At 45.0% G+C, this 17,659-nt stretch carries 14 protein-coding genes and 1 pseudogene; 3 read left to right on the top strand and 12 right to left on the bottom strand.

All coding sequences use genetic code 11. The annotated features are described in order from the left end of the window. Position 1 precedes the first annotated feature (1 nt). The 3 genes from GWP43_RS03395 (at position 2) to GWP43_RS03385 (ending at position 3,587) form a co-directional block, all read left to right on the top strand. The gene (locus tag GWP43_RS03395) at positions 2–475 is read left to right on the top strand and encodes a flagellar biosynthesis protein FlgN (protein WP_162662718.1); all 474 of its coding nucleotides are present in this window, start codon (positions 2–4) and stop codon (positions 473–475) included. A gap of 51 nt (positions 476–526) precedes the next feature. Further along, complete coding sequence (locus tag GWP43_RS03390; RefSeq protein ID WP_162662716.1) at positions 527–1,252, top strand: transporter associated domain-containing protein; 726 nt, start codon at positions 527–529, stop codon at positions 1,250–1,252. A gap of 250 nt (positions 1,253–1,502) precedes the next feature. Then, complete coding sequence (locus tag GWP43_RS03385; RefSeq protein ID WP_414162725.1) at positions 1,503–3,587, top strand: methyl-accepting chemotaxis protein; 2,085 nt, start codon at positions 1,503–1,505, stop codon at positions 3,585–3,587. Between the two features lie 134 nt (positions 3,588–3,721). On the opposite strand, the gene GWP43_RS03380 is transcribed toward GWP43_RS03385, so the two are convergent. The 12 genes and pseudogenes from GWP43_RS03380 to GWP43_RS03325 all read right to left on the bottom strand — a co-directional run bounded on the left by GWP43_RS03380 (position 3,722) and on the right by GWP43_RS03325 (position 17,517). Then, on the bottom strand, positions 3,722–4,777 hold the full coding sequence (locus GWP43_RS03380) for an LptF/LptG family permease (protein WP_230978002.1): 1,056 nt from the start codon (positions 4,775–4,777) through the stop codon (positions 3,722–3,724). Then, complete coding sequence (locus GWP43_RS03375) at positions 4,774–5,883, bottom strand: LptF/LptG family permease (protein ID WP_230978001.1); 1,110 nt, start codon at positions 5,881–5,883, stop codon at positions 4,774–4,776. Before GWP43_RS03375 ends, GWP43_RS03380 begins: the two co-directional genes overlap by 4 nt. A gap of 30 nt (positions 5,884–5,913) precedes the next feature. Then, complete coding sequence (gene dut, locus GWP43_RS03370; RefSeq protein ID WP_162662712.1) at positions 5,914–6,369, bottom strand: dUTP diphosphatase; 456 nt, start codon at positions 6,367–6,369, stop codon at positions 5,914–5,916. 35 nt (positions 6,370–6,404) lie between these two features. Further along, positions 6,405–8,508, bottom strand: a pseudogene (pnp, locus tag GWP43_RS03365) (polyribonucleotide nucleotidyltransferase). 169 nt (positions 8,509–8,677) lie between these two features. Next, positions 8,678–8,947 carry a 30S ribosomal protein S15 gene (rpsO, locus tag GWP43_RS03360; RefSeq protein WP_162662710.1) on the bottom strand — a complete coding sequence of 90 codons (270 nt, stop codon included), beginning with the start codon at positions 8,945–8,947 and terminating at the stop codon, positions 8,678–8,680. A 3-nt stretch (positions 8,948–8,950) separates the two neighbouring features. Then, positions 8,951–9,775: an FAD synthetase family protein gene (locus GWP43_RS03355; protein WP_162662708.1), complete on the bottom strand. Its 825-nt coding sequence runs from the start codon at positions 9,773–9,775 to the stop codon at positions 8,951–8,953. Positions 9,776–9,836: 61 nt separating this feature from the next. Continuing rightward, a complete protein-coding gene (truB, locus tag GWP43_RS03350) occupies positions 9,837–10,922 on the bottom strand; it encodes a tRNA pseudouridine(55) synthase TruB (protein WP_162662706.1) in 1,086 nt (361 codons plus the stop codon). Further along, positions 10,909–11,286: a 30S ribosome-binding factor RbfA gene (gene rbfA / locus GWP43_RS03345; RefSeq protein ID WP_162662704.1), complete on the bottom strand. Its 378-nt coding sequence runs from the start codon at positions 11,284–11,286 to the stop codon at positions 10,909–10,911. The genes truB and rbfA overlap by 14 nt, the downstream gene beginning before the upstream one ends. Beyond that, positions 11,283–13,997 carry a translation initiation factor IF-2 gene (gene infB / locus GWP43_RS03340; RefSeq protein ID WP_162662702.1) on the bottom strand — a complete coding sequence of 905 codons (2,715 nt, stop codon included), beginning with the start codon at positions 13,995–13,997 and terminating at the stop codon, positions 11,283–11,285. Before infB ends, rbfA begins: the two co-directional genes overlap by 4 nt. Before the next feature lie 7 nt (positions 13,998–14,004). Further along, entirely contained in the window at positions 14,005–15,465 is a 1,461-nt protein-coding gene (gene nusA / locus GWP43_RS03335; protein ID WP_162662701.1) for a transcription termination factor NusA, read from the bottom strand. 9 nt (positions 15,466–15,474) lie between these two features. After that, entirely contained in the window at positions 15,475–15,924 is a 450-nt protein-coding gene (rimP, locus tag GWP43_RS03330; protein ID WP_162662699.1) for a ribosome maturation factor RimP, read from the bottom strand. Positions 15,925–16,059: 135 nt separating this feature from the next. Further along, complete coding sequence (locus GWP43_RS03325) at positions 16,060–17,517, bottom strand: HEAT repeat domain-containing protein (RefSeq protein ID WP_162662697.1); 1,458 nt, start codon at positions 17,515–17,517, stop codon at positions 16,060–16,062. Between the last annotated feature and the right edge of the window lie 142 nt (positions 17,518–17,659).

The following is a 17,659-nucleotide window of genomic DNA, read 5'->3' as shown; positions in this document are numbered from 1 at the left end:
TATGCATACAGCCAAACTTAACGATTCTGAAATTGCCGAACGGGTTGCGGTTCTCAAACGATTCAGGTCGTTGTTAGAGCAACAGCGGCTTAAATTCCGCGAATATCTTACAGTATTAGAAAAACAAGAAAAAAGTATTTCCGATGAGAATACCGATGCTGTCCTACAGCACACGGAATTGGAAGAATCTATTATTGCCGAAATATTTACTATTCAAAAAGTAATCGATCCGCTGGAATATATGTATACCAATATTTGCAAAAATGAACATTCTGATATTCCACATCTTAAAACGGATTTAGATGACTTGCAAAAACGAGTTTTGGCTCAGAATAAGAGAAACCGTGAGCTCCTGCAAACGCATATTACCGGTTTACGGCAGCAAATAGCATCATTGAAACGGCCTTATGCGCATAAAGAAAGTATCTATGCCAGTACGGCACGGACTGCAGCTCTTGTCGATCTCAGTTTATAATCGATACTAGTCGAACCTTATGCTTTGCATTTTTTGTGCTGCACATACCGTATGAATATCCCATTACCGCCGCAGTATCAGGAAAAAGGAAAGAGAGAGCCTGCATATACACGAAAAATCGGTAGTTGCATGACCTACCGCTCCGATATTGTATGGATCGATATTACGGATAGAAGTCAGGATATCCTTACATTGATAAAGACACACGAAAATTTTGACTACTTTCCGGTATGTGCAGGTAAGATTGATTCAGTTATCGGCATTGTTAGTGCACGGGATTATTTACAGAGCAGACTTGAAATACCGCCTCCGAATCTGCAAAAGATTTTAACAAAACCGCTGTTCATCCCCGAATCACAAAACGTTAAACATACACTCGAATTACTAAACGACCGTAAGGTAAATGCAGCCTGCGTTATTGACGAATACGGTGGCATTGAAGGCTTTATAACCAAAGGCGGTTTGTTAGAGGGCTTGTTTAATAGAAGCATCCAAACAGCAAGCCATATAGGCTCACAACCCATTAGGCAAGCTGACGGCAGTATTATTATCAATGCACAGGTGAGTCTTGACGAAATACAGGCACTCGGACTTTTAAATGATATTGAACGCCCCCCTACCGAAGAATACTACACCCTTGCCGGTTATTTGCTTGCGCGGCTCGGCACCATCCCTCGACTGGGCGACAGCATCGATACCGGCTCCTACGTTTGTACGGTACTCACCATGAACGGACAGCGTATCGATCAGATTGCCGTAAAAAAGAAAGAAACGTAAACTCTTCATTCTTTATAAACAGTCTCCCTTTATAGCATACCCTCAATATTTACGGTTAAAAAAGAATGGCGACTCTCTTGCACAAGAGTATATTTACGGATATAATCACCCCCTCTTAAATATCAATATAAATTATATATAGCCGAAAGAATCGATATTTAGGAAGACTTTATTTGAGAGGCTTGACACAAATGAAAGAAACCATTATCATCCCCGAAAATATTTTTCAATTCGCCGTAAGCTTATCTGTATATTCGGGTTGCTAATACTGCTTGTAATTTCCATTTTAGGTATTACAACAATAACGATTTCAAAAAAGGCGCTACTGGAAAAAGTCCGTCTGCAACTTACCGAAAAGGCGAAAGATACTGCCTCACTGATAGATGAACGTATCAATTCTTTTTTTACTACGCTTGCAGCTATTGCGCGGCAGGAAGTATTAAGAAAAGACATTTCGTATGAAGAAAAAACGGCTATCCTTGCCAATGAACTTGCATTTAGCAATTCGGAAATCAATGCGTTCGGCATTTGCGACCGTATAGGAAATGCATGGATCACTGACGGCAATCAATTAAATATTTCCGATCGGTCATACTACCAATCGGCCATCAACGGCAAAGCTTATGTAACCGAACCGATTATTTCTCGCGCCGACAAAGAACTTTTTGTATTTTTTTCCGTTCCTATTTATGACAACCAAAAGCATATCATCGGAGTGTTATATGCGCGTGTCTATGCTGCAGGGCTTTCCAATATGATATCCGATATTGTAGTTGGAAAGACAGGCGACTGCTATGTCATAGGACTTTCCGGCAATACTATAGGAGATTCCGACATTGAGGCGGTAAAATCCCAAGAAAACAGTATGGAAAAAGCGAAAAGCGATCCTTCCTTTGTCGAAATAGCAGCATTCGAAAAAAAAGCATTGCAATCCACAGAACCGGATGTAGGGTTCTATGATTGGGATGGCGAAAAACAAATAGCTGCTTTCGGAATAATTGCAAAGACCGGATGGCGGATTATCGTTGCCGCTCCTATATATGAATTTTTAGGCAGTATAACGGTTATGCAAAAAGTGCTGTATACCATTACGGCCATAATCTTAATACTCGCAATTATTGTCGTGTATATTACTGCATACAAAATAGTAAAGCCGATAAAGGCAGCAGTAGAAGCGTTAAAAGATATAGCGCAAGGAGAAGGTGATTTAACGGTACGCTTACCGGTTGCAGGACATGACGAAATAACGGATCTTTCAAATTACTTTAATCAGACAATAGAGAAGATCGGTACATCGGTTAAAGCGGTCGAAGATAGCTCAGAGGTTATGCAAAATGTCGGCGAAGAGCTTGCAAGCAACATGACCGAAACGGCAAGCGCTGTACATCAAATAAATGCAAATATCGAAAGCGTTAAACAACAAACGCTTACTCAAGCAGCAAGTGTTACCGAAACGGCAGCGACTATCGAAGAGATTGTCCGCACCATTAAGCAGCTAAACGGTAGTATCGAAACGCAGGCAGCGAGTGTTGCGCAATCTTCTTCATCAATAGAACAAATGGTTGCAAACATCACATCCATTGGCCAAACGCTCGGTAAAACCGATGAAGCTATCAGAAGCCTTACCGGTGCTACGGGAGACGGGAAAAACACATTGATAACCTCCAATACGGTTACCAAAAAGATTGCCGAAGAATCGGGGTCTCTGATAGAAGCATCAAGCGTTATTCAACATATTGCATCGCAAACAAACCTGCTGGCAATGAATGCTGCAATAGAAGCCGCACACGCAGGCGAAGCAGGTAAAGGCTTTGCTGTCGTCGCAGATGAAATCCGCAAACTTGCCGAAGATTCAGCTGCTCAAGGCAAAACGATAACAACAACGCTTAAAACGCTATCGGGTGAGATTGAAACGCTTGCAGATTCTTCCAGAATCGTCGAAGGAAAATTCAATACAATCTTTACCCTTGCCGAACAGGTTAAAGAGATGAGTAACAGCCTTACCGAAGCAATGCGCGAACAAGAGCACGGCAGTAGAGAAGTACTTACCGCGATCAAAAACATCAATATGGTAACGTTGGAGGTACAAGCAGGCTCCGCTGAAATGTTGAAGGGCAGCGAAGGTGTCGCGGAAGAAATGCGAAAACTGGATAACCTTACCCGTGTTATTACCGACAGTATGAACGAAATGGCTTCCGGTGCCGTACAAATCAACAATGCGGTACAGGAAGTTAACGGTATTACGCAGCAGAATAAACAAAGTATTGAGAATTTAGTTGTAGAAGTCTCCAAATTCAAAGTCAAAGTAGGGGGTATTTTTCTTTTTTTCCGATAAAAAGAAAAATGCCCCCTACGACCCCTAAAAAGAAAAATAACGGCTTAGGGTTCTACCCTAAGAACCCGCCGTAATTCTAGGGGTTAGTTCTGGAACGGAAGTTTAGCAGGTATGATTTTTACGTACGCGCTATTTTAAGCATTGCGACGCTCAACACCGTAAAAAATTAAAAGAGGGAGGAACGCACCGGCAAGCGGAGAGATATACTCCCATTTTGCAAAAAGCATGGTCATCATCTCGGTTACATAATAGAGAATTGCAAGGGCTAAACTAAAAAGCAAACTCATCAGCAGGATATTTTTTTTAAAGCGACCTCCAATAGAAACGGAAAAAAACAAAACGATGAACGTTGTAAACGGGAATGAAAAACGACGGTAATATTGCGAAAGGTATTCATGGTAGGGTAACCCCATTTTTTTTAAATTGTCGATAAAGAGTTTTGCCTGTGCAATAGTCATCTCATCAATAGATGTAATATTCCGTTGAAAGGTTTCGGGAGGTTCGGAAAAAAGTTTCTCATCGATTGAATCTTGATAAAGCACACCATTCTCGCCAGTAAAAGTGTAGACAGCCTTATCCGTCACCTCCCAATGATCGATTTGCCAGTGTGCAGATTCACCTTTTATGACAGTAGAAATATCTCCCGATTCGGTACGCACAACAATCAATATATTATTCAACTCCTTTTGAGTATCATCATAATAATCGGCAAAATACACGATTTTTCCCGAATCGGATAAAATAACCAAATCGCTGCTATTCAAATTCTGTTGAGGTTCCAAGATGGAATTTACCAGTGCAATTTTCTGCCGCTGAAAGTGGATTAAGATACGATCCTCAAAATAAAACATCCCAATCGATAGCAAAAATCCACACAATACAAGCGGCGCCACCAATACGGCAAGCGGCATACCGGAGGCAAAGATCGAGGTAAGTTCATTTTTTGCGTACATATTCCCCATTGTATACGAACTCGCAAATAAAACCGAAAGCGGCATTGCAAACGAGACACATTTTGGAAAATACAAATACATCACCCGAAGCAGCGTAATAAAGCGTGCTTGATTTTGTAAATACTGTGGCAAATTGAGGAATAGATCACCAAGCTGGAGCAGTAAAATAAAAAATAAAATCGTTATCACAAAGACGGGGAAAAAGAGTCGGATTAAATATCGTTGAAGAATCTTCATCTGAATAACTTTTTCCCCAGCAGTACAATAGCAGCGGCAAATACCATAATATTAGGAACCCACATGGCAACCGTCCCATTCCAATCAAGCCGTAAACAAAGTGTCTGCCCGCCCATAAACAATGCCCAATATGCAACAGCAATTAAAAGGCCTAACACAAAACCCGCACCTTGATTGTGTACCTTACCGGCACTGCTGATAGCAAAGGCAAGCAGCACGAAAAAGAAGGCACCGAAAGGAAAGGAAAACTTCTTATGGAACTCCATCCAATACAAATTGAGTGTTCTCCTATCTTCGTTTTGTGTTTGTTTTTCCTTTATATCCTTATAAAGATCAAATGAAGACATTTCGGACGGACCGATCGTATTAAAATAAGAAGACCTAATACTCTTTGCAAGCACGTTGTAGGTTACCGTTTCGCCGTTTACTGCATCATATTTTTTTTTGTCGGAAGGATCTAAAATGAGAAGGTGTGGTAGCAGCATTTTGAGCGACATCACGATTGAAGGATCATTGGATTTTTCAATCTCTGCAGCCTGTGTACCGAGTATGCGAAATGCTTTATCTGCATTTTTATCCACAATCAAAAGATTGTGGATTTTACCATCCTGTATTAATCCCGTTACAACAACCGCATTATGATTGCGCTTTATAGAATAAGAAGAAAGCTCCAGTGCAGGAGTTGAAGTCGCAATATCCCAATAGACTCGCCGAAAATTAATGGCACTGACAGGCAACAATACATCGTTGGTAAAAAAGGAAACAACCGAAACAACTAAACCGAACAGTAACACAGGCAACATCAGAAAGCGAGGCGACACACCAAGCGCGTTCATAGAAAGGAATTCCAAATCACTGACAAAGCGCCCGAGCCCCATTAATATACCGATTAGAGCTGCAAAGGGAGCGGCATTTGCGATAACCGCAGGAAGCGAATACAACATCAATAATGCGACATCCTTAAAAGGCGCATGTTTTGATAAGACATCGCTTGCCAACAGCAAAATATTATTGACAAAAAAAATAAAGAACAAAAACCAAAAGCAGACAAAAAAATACAGCAACATCTCTTTTAAAATATACAAAAAAAGTTGCTTTTGCCTCATACCGATCATCTTATATACCGTTATATCAATTTATGCGATGCCGGTTGAACCGTATCCATTGACACCCCGTCCGGTTTCTGAAAGTGCATCAGTTTGCACAAAGCTCACCTGTACCGCCTGAGCCACGACTGCCTGCGCAATTCTATCGCCGTTTTGTACGGTAAAGGGTTCGCTGCCAAAATTTATCAACAGCACACACAGTTCTCCACGGTAGTCGGAATCCACCGTGCCGGGAGTATTGAGTACCGTGACGCCATGCTTTAACGCAAGTCCCGAACGCGGACGTACCTGCAATTCATAGCCTGCAGGCAATTCAACAAATAACCCCGTCGGGATAAGCCTACGCTCCATCGGCTTCAGCGTTACCGGTTCAGCCAAATACGCATGTAAATCTGCGCCGGCGGAACCGGATGTTTGATATTCAGGCAGTAAGGCTCCTTCCTTGAGTACGGAAAAAACTCTTACTGCCCCGTCAGCGATACTCACTCTCTTTCCTCTGCCAACGGATTAACGGCTGCCATTTAACGGCTCGCGTTTTTTTCCTGCTCTTCGCAGGCATCGATATACGAAAGGTTTAAACGGCCGAGCTTATCAATTTCCAACAGCTTGACAGGCACTCTTTGTCCTTCCTGCAGCACGTCGGTAACTTTTTCGATGCGACTGCGCGACAGTTTGGAAATATGGCAAAGCCCTTCTTTACCGGGAAGAATTTCGATAAAGGCGCCGAAATCCTTGATGCACTTAACGGTACCCTCATAAATTCTGCCGACCTCAGGGTCTTCCACAATACCGGTAACCGCAGCCTTGGCGCCGAGCGCGGACGAAGAATCCCGCCCGTAGATGGTAACCGTACCGTCGTTTTCGGTATTGATTGTTACATGGTATTGTTCAGACAGCGCCTTGATAATCTTTCCGCCCGTCCCGATGAGCGCTCCGATCTTATCAACCGGAATCTTGAGCGTTTCAATCCGCGGCGCATACTTGGACACCTGTGATGAAGGTTTAGAAATAGTCTGATTCATAATGCCAAGAATATGAAGCCGGCCTTTTTTTGCCTGTTCAAGCGCTTTTTTCATAATCTCAGCGGAAACGCCGGCGATTTTAATATCCATCTGGAAACCGGTGATACCTTCTGCGGTACCGGCGACTTTAAAGTCCATATCGCCGAGGTGATCTTCTTCGCCCAGAATATCGGAGAGTACCGCAAAGCGGCTTCCGTCGGTGATAAGTCCCATTGCGATACCGGCTACCGGCTTTTTCATCGGAACGCCGGCGTGCAGCAGCGAAAGCGTACCGCCGCATACGGTTGCCATCGAAGAAGAACCGTTGGATTCCAGAATTTCGGAAACCACACGGATGGTATACGGGAACGCTTCTCTGGACGGAATCATCGGCATCAAAGAGCGGTGTGCAAGATGCCCGTGCCCGATTTCGCGGCGTCCGGTTCCAAGCCGTCCTACCTCACCGACCGAATAGGGCGGGAAGTTATAATGCAGGATAAAATTCTCACGCCGGTCGCCTTCGATATCATCATAGACTTGTTCGTCAAACACGGTACCGAGCGTAACAACGGCAAGCGACTGTGTTTCCCCGCGGGTAAATACCGCAGAACCGTGCGGCCGCGGCAGCACACCGATCTCGCAGGTGATGGGGCGGATATCTTCCAAGCCGCGTCCGTCAACCCGCAAGCCTTTTTCCAGTATGTTTTCGCGCAAAATATGGTATTCCATGTCGTCGAATAAAGCGGCAAAGAGCTTCGCCTGTGTTTCATCGGTGAGCTGCTCCGCATATTCTTCGGCGATAGCCTTTCTGATAGCATCGCAGGCTTCGCGGCGCTCTACCTTTCCTTTTGTATACAGGGCTTTGGAAAGTTCGGGGTAAGCCTTTGCGTAAATAGCATCTTTATTGGCAAGCGTTGCGTTCACCGGGGCAAGCGGCAGTTTTTCCTTTCCGCACGCCGCACGAAGCTCATTTTGGAGTGCACACATTGCTTTGATAAATTCATGCGCCTTTTCCAAAGCCTTGAGCATGATCTCTTCCGAAACTTCGTGAGCGCCGCCTTCTACCATCGTAATACCTTCGGCGGTGCCTGCGACGACGATTTCCATATCAGCCTTTTCAATCTGGCTGAATGTCGGGTTTATCACAAACTCGCCGTCGAGGTATGCCACGCGAGCGCCCGCAACCGGCCCGTTAAAGGGAATGTCGGAAATAACAACCGCAGCCGAACTTGCAATAACCGCTAAAATATCCGGCGGATTGATCATATCCGACGAAATACAGGTCGGTACAATCTGAATTTCCCGCCCAAAGGCTTTTTTCAAACAACGGCCGCATCGGACGATCGATGAGCCGCGAAACTAAAATCTCTTTATCCTTAGGACGGCCTTCACGCTTGATAAAACCGCCCGGTATCTTTCCCGCTGCATAGTATTTTTCATTATAATCGACGGTTACCGGCACGTAGTCGAGCCCCTCAACCGCTGTAGATGACGCACACACCGTCGCCAGAACAGCTGTTCCGCCGTACTGTGCATAAATTGCGCCGTTTGCTTGTTTCGCTAAATGGCCAGTTTCTAAAATTAACTCTTCATTTCCGATCTTATACGTTACTCTCTGTCTCATAATCTTTCCTTCCATAATTTCTATTGCTTATAAAAAACGGCTACCTACCCGTTTTTCGATAGGTAACCGTTGTATGCCGCTTAAAGCGATCTAAGAGGAAGCAAGGAAGCTGTCAAAAACCGAAGTCTGCGGACACCTCCTGTTTCCTGCACATTAAGCAGCATGTATCTTACTTACGCAAGCCTAACTCTTTAATAAGGGCACGGTAGCCTTCGAGGTTCGTCCGCTTGTAGTATTTCAGCAAGCGTCGACGCTGTCCTACCAATACCAAAAGCCCCCGCTGACTGCTCTTATCCTTTTTATTGATTCTGCAGTGCTCGGTGAGCTGGCGGATCCTATCGGTCAGCAAAGCAATCTGAACTCTGGTATTACCCGTATCTTTTTCATTTGCACCGAATTTCATCACAACCGATGCAGTCTGTTCTTTTGTAAGTGCCATTTCTTACTCCTTTCGTATAAATTCCAATTTACGTATCAATGTTTCTGCGGCAAACGGAATCGGCGCTGCGGTATCTTCGAAAACTTCAAGCAAAGTATCCATAACTTTCACCTGTACGGGAATAATCGCTCCCGTCTGCAAATACGCGCGAGCTGAATACTGTCCGTTTTGAGGGAGAATCTGTGTTACGGCCGCTTTCTCGACAGCCCATACACCGTTCTCTGTCCGCTGAACTATTTTTGCGACATCTAAGAAAAAAGGATACCCGAGGAGATCTTTTGCAAGGGCGAAATCAGCTTGTTCAACGGCCTGCCGTATTGCACTTGAGCTGATACGCTCGTGCCGTGCCGAATAAAGCTGTTCGATGGAATCAAAACAAAAGCCCCTTTCACGAGCAAGGCGCTGTAAGTCCCCTACTCCCGTATCGTGGCGATACCCGCAGGTAAAATCACTGCCAACGGCAAGATATTTTATGCAGATAGTTTTTATTAGTATGTCAAAAAAAACAGTACCTTTCATTCTAGCGAAATCAGCGGAAAAGTCAATCAGCACCGTAAAGCTAAATCCTTGCTCGGCAAATTTTTGCAGCCTCATTTCCAGTGTCGACACATCGCCTGCGTACATGTTGCCCGCCTTAACCGATCGAGGGGAGCGGAAAAAAGTGATAATCCCTGCGGGAATGCCGTCTTTTCGTGCAGCCTTCAACACCGCCGATAAGATACGCTCGTGCCCACGGTGAGGCCCGTCGAAACCGCCGATCGAAATAGCGGAACCTTGCGGATATATGTTTTCTCCTTTTATTAAATCATCCCAGTAGATAATCTTCATCAGTCCAGCCTATCAGGGTAAACGTATCAGATTCTTTGTGATATACGCCGCACGAATCAATTTACACATCTGATGCGTTTACCCCGCCCCTATTAAATACTATTTGATAATGAAACCGGTTACCGTTTTTCGTGATCAAACCTGCACAGATGTTCTGATAAAATACTGCGATAGTTCCGCCGTCCGAAAGCGGCTGCACTTCCGTAAACCAATGCCCGCTGATGGTTTTCCCGTTTATAAACGCAGGATAATATTTATCTTGAAGCACCGTTGTTTGAAAACACATGGCACGGGCAAGTTCTTCGCTTAAAGACAAAGCCGCCCGCTTTATCTCTTCTTCGGTAATCGAATACGATGCACTTTCCATACCCACCGCAGTGCTTCCGAAAGGCGATAACGCCGAAAAGCCTGCCGCCTGTTCAAGGGTAAACGTCCCAACCGCTGTCCTACGGAGCGCATACACATATGCAGCGGAACCGCATCGATGGGCTATATCCCGCACCAATGAACGGATATATGTTCCTTTAGAACAGTGCACGCACAGAACGGCGCCAAGCACTTTTTGAGCTGCGCCTATTTCGGATTTTTCGGCGCCTGACAGTTTTTGAGCCATACTCAATGCGGCTGCATCCGCTTCAAGATGTTCAATGCCCGTATCAGCTTCCGGTGCATAAAAAATTTCTTCGATATCGATGTTATAGATGGTAACGATTCGGGGCGGTACGATTACTGCTTCCCCACGCCGTATTTTATCGGAAAGCCGCTCACCCGCCTGCTTTACCGCCGAATAAACAGGCGGTACTTGCTCGATGGTTCCGGTCAGCTGCCGAATTGCTGCAATAAAGTCGGCATACACTGGAAGCGGCTTTTCAGCGATGATGGCGCCTTCGGGGTCGAGCGTATCGGTTTCCTTCCCGAAATAAAACAACACACGGTAAGTTTTATCGAAATCCGTGATATACGGTACAAGTTTGGTCAGCTTTCCGGAAAGCAATACGAGTAAGCCGTCAGCAAAGCTGTCAAGCGTACCGGTGTGTCCTACTTTTTTAGTGCCGAGCGCATGCTTTACTTGCCAGAGGGAGGTAAAGCTGGTGATGCCGGACAGTTTTGCAAAGGGGATAATGAATTGAGGTTCACTCTTGGGCATTGTTCCCGGAATTAGACGACGCTTCTAAGGCTTCAAGTTTTTTTACCATATTAAAGCCATCTTCGATACTTTCATCATAGATAAAGGTAAACTGAGGACATTGATGGATGTGCAATTTTTTTGCCAAACTTGTACGGATAAATCCCGCTGCGTTTTCCAAACCCCGGACACCCTGCTTTGTCTTATGCGCATCCATAAAGCTGGAAACATACACCTTTGCATACGCAAGATCGCCGGACACCTCCACCCTGTTTATTGAAAGAAAGTTGGAAACGCGCGGATCTTTTATCTTTCCCGAAAAAATCAACTGGGAAATTTCTTCGCGGATTTGCTCCGCAAGTTTATCCAATCGGAACTCACTCATTTGGCTGCTTCTCCGTTATCGGTATGAGCTTCGGGCGCTTCATAATGCTGCGTATCAGTCAGCTTGCGCGCAACCTCGACAGTTTCGATAATTTCAAGCTGATCGCCCACTTTTATGTCGTTGAAGTTCTCAAGTGCAATACCGCATTCATAGCCGGCGGCCACTTCCTTGACATCATCCTTAAACCGGCGCAAGGATGCAAGCTTACCGGAAAACACCACAATCCCGTCGCGGATAAGGTGAACCGTACTATTTCGTTTCACTGTACCCTCAAGTACGTAAGAACCGGCAATATTACCAACCTTAGGTACTTTGATAACGCTGCGGATTTCCGCCATACCGATAACATTCTCTTTAATATCGGGGCTAAGCATTCCTTCCATCGCTTGCTGAATTTCTTCAACCGCTTTATAGATAACGTTATACTTACGGATATCGACTTTCTCCTGCTCTGCCAGCGCCTTTGCCTGCGACGTAGGACGAACATTGAAGCCGATAATGATCGCATTGGAATCCGCCGCGGCAAGCATAACGTCGGAGTCATTGATAGCACCGGCAGACGCATGGATAACATTTAAGCGTATCTCTTTGGTAGACAGCTTTTCGAGCGATTGCTTCAAGGCTTCTACCGATCCCTGCACATCACCCTTGATAATTACTTTTAACTCAAGTACTTCGCCGTCGGTAATCGTTTCATACAGGTTATCGAGCGTTACCTTTTTCACGTTACGTGAATCTTCAAACCGCTTGAGCTCTTGCCGTTTTAACGAAATCTGACGAGCCATACGCTCGGATTCGGTGACTTGGAAGGGATCTCCCGCATTGGGCATTCCTTCAAGCCCCAAAATCTCCACCGGCATACTCGGCGTCGCTTCGTCGATCTTCTCACCTTTATCGTTAAAGATAGCGCGAACACGCCCCGAATATACACCTGCGACATAGGGGTCACCGGTATGGAGCGTTCCACGCTGTACGATTATCGTTGCAACAACGCCCCGACCGTGATCGATTTTAGACTCAACGACCTTTCCTTCTGCGCGGCAATTATAGTTTGCCTTGAGCTCCAATACTTCCGCTTGTAACAGAATTGCATCAAGCAGGTCATCGATACCTTTCTTCTGCAAGGCTGAAATAGGAACATAGATCGTGTCTCCGCCCCATTCTTCGGCAACAAGGCCAAGTTCACCGAGGCGAGTCTTTATCTTATCAGGATTGGCTTCCGGTTTATCGATCTTGTTAATCGCAACAATAATCGGAACCTTTGCGTCCTTTGCATGGTTCAGCGCTTCGATAGTCTGAGGCATAACGCCGTCATCGGCTGCAACCACCAATACGACAATATCGGTAACCTCGGCGCCGCGCGCACGCATCATCGTAAAGGCTTCGTGGCCGGGCGTATCGAGGAAGGTAATATTACCTTTGGGAGTAGACACCATATAAGCGCCAATATGTTGTGTAATACCACCGAACTCATGGGCAGTAACATTGGTACTGCGGATAGCGTCCAATGTCTTTGTTTTACCGTGGTCGACATGCCCCATAATAGTAACGACCGGCGGACGTGTAAGCAATTCGGCATTTTCATCACTGACGGTTTCGATAATGGTTTCATCATAGAGACTGACGATTTTTACCTCGCATTCGTATTCCGAAGCAAGAATAGTCGCAGTATCCGCATCGATGGACTGATTCATCGTTACCATCATGCCCATTTCCATCAGCTTACCGATAAGCTCGGAGGCTTTAAGGTTCATTTTCCGAGCCAATTCCGCAACGGAAATAGATTCCATTATCTCGATACTCTTAGGAACAGCACTTACCTTTTCTTTAGCCTTTTTCCTTTGCTGAAGCAGTTTCTCTTCAAAGAACTCGCTTTCTTGATCCTTGCGTGAATAGGTCTTTTTACCTTTAAACGCTTTTTTGGTATTTTGCTTATTGGTTTCAAGCGGCATTGGACTCGCCATTGGTCGGCCACCGCCTCTATTCTGCCCACCTTGAAAACCGGGCTTATTAAAACCACCTGCCCGCGATCTATCCGACGAATAGCCTCCCAAACGTCCTCCACGGTTATTCTGATCACCGCGTCCATCCTGTTGCTGTTGCGTCCGTCCCTGTCCACCCACAAAACCGGGCTTATGCCGGTTACCTTGGCTACCAAAACGGCTCGTAGGTTTGGAACCACCGGCAAGATTTCCTGCACGCCGATCCGGCCGTTTACTGCTTAAATCCAGTGAGCGAATTTGATTCTTACTATCCGCTTGCGCCTGTTGAGTCTGGGATTGGGCTTCGGTACCTTCTCTCCGTATTGATTTTTCAGGCCGGTTCCTATCATAACGCTCTATGCGTTCACCGCTATGCTTTTGTACGCGGCGGGTTTCATCTCCCTGTGTATGGGCGGGGTTTTTTCGTTCCAGTGACTGAGTCGAACGTTCCGGTATTTTTTTTGCCTGAGTAGAAATGTCCGCAGGAGTTGAAGATACAACAGGACGTCGCCTTTGTTCACCGGAAGGGCGGCTTCCCGCAGTATTGGCTGGAGCCGCTGCCGAAGTAGGGTGCGCTACAGGTTTAAGTTTACGCTTTATCGTCCGTACCGGTTTCTGTTCCGCGGTCTGCTGTGCTTGAGGCTGGGTTGCCGCTACCGATGCAGAATCGGGCTTTGCCTTTTTGAGAATAACTTTTTGTTCTTGAGTATTTTCGATACCTTCTGCCATACGACTCCTATTCTTCGTCCTCATATTCAAAACTTAAACCGACACCACAGTTAGGACAGACTGTCATATCGATCGTAATCGGAGCCCCGCATTCGGGACATTCGTATACTTCTTCTTCCTCATCTTCAGCAGATGCAGATATTGGCTGATTTTTAGACTGCACTTCTTGTTCCGGCTCTTGATTTTCATCGACAATCTCAAATGATTCGCTGATCAACGTCTCAAGAGCATTAACTTTTTCTTCCGACATACCGGGAAGTGCACAGAGTTCTTCACGCGGAGTATCCAAGAGCTGTTCGACTGTTTCAATATGATTTTCGTGCAAGAGCGCCAAAACATCAGGATCGATGCCTTCAACCTCTGTCAGTAAAGCGACATCATCATTGAACAGCTCTTCTGCAGCCTTACGAGTTTCAGCATGGATATCCATCTCTTGGAACTGTTTTTCAGTCTTTACATCGATACTCCAATCCGCCAACCGGTTTGCCAGCCGAACATTCAAACCCTGTTTTCCAATGGCGATTGAAAGCTGACTTTCCGCAACAACGGCAAGCGCCGTACGTTTTTCCGTATCAAGGATAACAACATCCAATACTTCGGCCGGAGAGAGGGCATTGGCAATAAATACTGCCGGATCACTCGAATACTCAAGCACATCGATTTTCTCCCCCTCCAACTCGGTAATAATCGTCTGGATACGAGTACCTTTCGGACCGACACAGGCGCCGACAGGATCCACATCCTCTCTATGAGAGATAACGGCGACTTTTGTTCGGTAGCCGGGTTCACGGACAATTTTGTACAATTCAACAATATTATCGTAAATTTCAGGAACCTCAAGCTCCATCAAGCGGCGGACAAAATCGGGATCGGTACGAGAAAGGATAAGCTGCACGACATTTGATTGCCGGTGTTTTTTTACTTCTTTTATAAGAGCTTTTATTCTATCGTTCGGATGATATATCTCTTGGGGAAGCTGAAATTTCCGCGGTAAAAGACCTTCGACTTTTCCGAGATCGACATAAATATTATCGTTTTTCTTCCGCTGATAATAACCGATGATAATCTCGCCCTCTTTCGCCTTATACTCGGAGTAAATGCTGTCCTTTTGAATTTCTCGCGTCGATTGATGCACGCGCTGTACACCCGCTTGAATCGAACCACGCTTAAAATCCTTAGGATCCAGCTCGAAAAGAAGCTCATCGCCGAGTTCACAGTCAGGAGCGAGCTTTGTTGCTTCTTCTATATCCACCTCAAGCACAGGGTTCACAACATCATCAACAATTTTTTTACGAGCATATATGCTTACTGCATCATCGCCGGTGATGACAACCGCATTAACATCGGTTTTAAAAGCTGTTTTGTATGCAGCTTTCAATGTTTGTTCAACAATTTTCAATGCAAGATCTTCATCCAGTTCTTTTTCCAACGCGAATTTACGGACATCTTCAATCTTTACTCCAGCCATCACGACTCCTTAGATCTTATTCAATTTCGCTTTTTTTATATCCGTATACCGGATATCTCTTTGCCCGCCGGAAATACTTAAACAGATGCCCGTCGAATCCGCAGCCAACAATTCTCCCTCAACCCAATCGGGACAGGAAACTTCCAATACCTTTATATTCTCTCCGATAAAGGCTTGAAATTCTGCTGCATTTTTTATCACTCTGTTAAGCCCCGGAGAGCTTACTTCCATTTGAATATCCTGAGAATTGAGCAAAACTTCTGCACGTGATAATAATGCCCGATGTACCTTTGAGCAATCATCTATCCCAACTCCATCTTTACTGTAGATAACGGCTTTTACCAGCCACATTGTTTTTTGATGAACAATCTGCAAATCAACCAATTTATATCCGAGACCGGTAACAAGCTGTTCATAATCGGTAAAATACGGAACGGTTTCTTTTTGCACATATTCCATTGCATCAACTCCCGTAAACAAAAAAAGAGCCGTTTGAACGACTCCTGCCTAGACTTATAAGGATAATAAAGTTCTTTATGAATAGTACCATAAAGAAAAAGATTATGCAAGCCATGGGTAATGCCTACTCCATCGCTATTCCAGTAATCGCTGAGCACGGCGCTGCAACGCACCTTGTTTTTCGTCTCGCGCGATGGCTTCTACTAACGTGCGGGCATCCGAAGGAGCGTTCGTCTTAAACATATCGAGCCCGATACTCTTGGTTAACACATCATCGCTTTGTAAAAAAGCCTTGCAAATTTCTGCCGTTGCAGTATTTTCTATTTTTGCAATTTCCTTACCGAACTCATATCGCAGTTTTTTTTGCTTTTTATCTGCTACGGTTGCCAACACCACCGTATCAAAATCGGCTGCGAGCGCCGTAGAATTATGCTTCAACGCTGCGCTCAGGATTGTAACCCGCAGTTTTTCGCTCTTTTTAGAATCACGGAATGTTTCGGCAAGCCATGTATTGCCTTCTGCCGTATTCAATACCGCCAGCGTTTCTATCGCTGCAAACCGAACCGCATCCGTCGGGTCATACTTCGCACGGTACAACACATACGACGCAGCCTCCTGCATCTTTGTCTTTTGTACGGTCTTTAAGGCTTCGAGCCGAACTTTATAATAGCTATCTTTGAATCCCTGCAAGATGAGCTTTCGGGTTTCATCCGTATCGAAAGAGGCAGCCCCTCGTATTGCGGCTTCCCGTAGCTGCGGTTCCGGTTGCTCGAAAAATTCGGCCAGCAGAGGCACAATATCAGGTTTTCCCATTTGGGCAAGACCGGCAACAGCACTGGAACGAACATAAATATTTTCGTTTTCATCCTGCGCCCGATTCAGCAAAAATGTACGGGTATCTTCACTATGTAACTTTTCAAGCGCAGCCATAATTGTCTGTTTTAAAATAAGTTCCTGCTTTGCATCGTCAATTGTCAAGTTGTCAAAATACTCTACTAAAAAGGACGCCTCTTCATTACCACCGATTTCTCCTAATACAGAAACCGTTTCTACACCGTATTCCGCAGCATTTTGGGTAAGTATTTTTTGCAGCGCCTCGTTTAAGCCGGACGAAAGTTCCGGCTTTACCGTTGCGAGGTAAGACAGCACCGCTTTTACCAGCGTCCGTTGTTGGGCTTCATAAGCTTCCAACACTGCAACTGCAGCATCTGTCAGTTGAGTATTATTGTATTTTTGATACAAACCGAAAAGCCCCTCGCGCACGGCAGGACTCTTTGTCTCCATAAAAAGACGGTTAAAATCGCCTTGCAGTGTTTCAAAATCTCGCTTATCAACCTTATTGATTACCTCAAGTATTTCGGATTCCAATCCGTACTGTAATGCTTGGCGGGCTTTTTCAATCTCATCCAGCTCTTGTTTTTTTTCTTCCGGTTGTCCTGTTTCTCTCTTTTGAGTATCATTTTCCGGTTGCAGTTTCTCCTGCGATACGGTTTTGTCGGTCGTTGTTTTCGATGGGTATGTATCTGCAACCACATACATCGGTACCATGAGTACCGATAGCACGGTTAATATCATAAAAATAAGTTTTTTCATTATAATACTCCTGCAATCATTATCGGAACTCCAAGACTTTACTTTTAAAAACCCTCGATCAGGAATCTTTAGAAATTTCATTTTTTCGGGATTCCCGGCACTTTATATATTATGTAAAAAATAGAGTAAAGCAAGTTGCATT

Source organism: Treponema vincentii, assembly GCF_010365865.1.
Taxonomy (GTDB): domain Bacteria; phylum Spirochaetota; class Spirochaetia; order Treponematales; family Treponemataceae; genus Treponema.
Note: the sequence above shows the minus strand (reverse complement) of the source record. Positions and strands in the feature narration are given on the sequence as shown.

What these genes read in the sequence shown, in the direction of transcription:
- GWP43_RS03325 (WP_162662697.1), bottom strand. Translation starts at nt 17,517, where the DNA reads ATGAAAAAACTTATTTTTATGATATTAACCGTGCTATCGGTACTCATG.
- truB (WP_162662706.1), bottom strand. Translation starts at nt 10,922, where the DNA reads ATGCCCAAGAGTGAACCTCAATTCATTATCCCCTTTGCAAAACTGTCC.
- infB (WP_162662702.1), bottom strand. Translation starts at nt 13,997, where the DNA reads ATGGCAGAAGGTATCGAAAATACTCAAGAACAAAAAGTTATTCTCAAA.
- GWP43_RS03380 (WP_230978002.1), bottom strand. Translation starts at nt 4,777, where the DNA reads ATGAAGATTCTTCAACGATATTTAATCCGACTCTTTTTCCCCGTCTTT.
- GWP43_RS03375 (WP_230978001.1), bottom strand. Translation starts at nt 5,883, where the DNA reads ATGAGGCAAAAGCAACTTTTTTTGTATATTTTAAAAGAGATGTTGCTG.
- GWP43_RS03390 (WP_162662716.1), top strand. Translation starts at nt 527, where the DNA reads ATGAATATCCCATTACCGCCGCAGTATCAGGAAAAAGGAAAGAGAGAG.
- rimP (WP_162662699.1), bottom strand. Translation starts at nt 15,924, where the DNA reads ATGGAATATGTGCAAAAAGAAACCGTTCCGTATTTTACCGATTATGAA.
- GWP43_RS03395 (WP_162662718.1), top strand. Translation starts at nt 2, where the DNA reads ATGCATACAGCCAAACTTAACGATTCTGAAATTGCCGAACGGGTTGCG.
- GWP43_RS03355 (WP_162662708.1), bottom strand. Translation starts at nt 9,775, where the DNA reads ATGAAGATTATCTACTGGGATGATTTAATAAAAGGAGAAAACATATAT.
- nusA (WP_162662701.1), bottom strand. Translation starts at nt 15,465, where the DNA reads ATGGCTGGAGTAAAGATTGAAGATGTCCGTAAATTCGCGTTGGAAAAA.
- rpsO (WP_162662710.1), bottom strand. Translation starts at nt 8,947, where the DNA reads ATGGCACTTACAAAAGAACAGACTGCATCGGTTGTGATGAAATTCGGT.
- rbfA (WP_162662704.1), bottom strand. Translation starts at nt 11,286, where the DNA reads ATGAGTGAGTTCCGATTGGATAAACTTGCGGAGCAAATCCGCGAAGAA.